The 690-nt window shown below is 41.3% G+C and carries 1 protein-coding gene; it reads left to right on the top strand.

Features of this window, described 5'->3' with window-relative positions; genetic code table 11:
- On the top strand, positions 1 to 576 hold a 576-nt coding region (gene lpoB / locus A3738_RS26745; protein WP_068763973.1), incomplete at its 5' end, for a penicillin-binding protein activator LpoB.
- Positions 577 to 690 lie beyond the last annotated feature (114 nt).

Genomic DNA, 690 nt, shown 5'->3' with positions numbered 1-690 from the left:
ACAGCATTACTGGCGACTGGTATTGGCATATCTGGGTGCTCAGAAAAAATTGCGTATGGCGATGCAACCGCAACAGAAACCACGACCATTGGATTCGGCTCGACCGACTTACAATCAATCGCAACAAAAATGGTAGATGACGTTTTAGCCTCACCCTTTGTTGCTGAGGTTTCAAAGCAAGGCCGTCCTGTTGCATTCGTAGATAAAATAAAAAACAAAACCACAGAACACATTGATACCGAATCAATCACCGACTCGATTCAAACTAAACTTCTTCAAAGCGGTAAGTTCCGTTTTGTCGATATGACTGCCGTTGAACAAGTTAAAAAGCAGCTTAACTATCAACAAGAAAGTGGTTTGGTCGATCCAGCTAAAGCAGTAGCTCTAGGCAAACAAACCGGCGCTCAATATATGCTGTACGGAAACTTATCGAGCATTCAAAAACGCAATGACGATAAAAAGGATGTCTATTACAAGTTTACGATGAAGGTGCTAAATCTGGAGACAGCAGAGCTCGAGTGGGCTAGCGAAAAAGAAATCCGCAAAACTGGTGAAAAAACGTTTTTAGCTCTGTAGAATTTCAAACGAAATACTTGCACAAATAAACTAATGATGTGCACGATAAGCATGAGGCGAGATATCTTCTACATGTATCTCGCCTTTCTTTTTATCTACACGATATATCACGCG

Source organism: Oleiphilus sp. HI0066, from assembly GCF_001635725.1.
The sequence above is the reverse complement of the archived record's forward strand: the minus strand, read 5'-3'. Positions and strand labels throughout refer to the sequence as shown.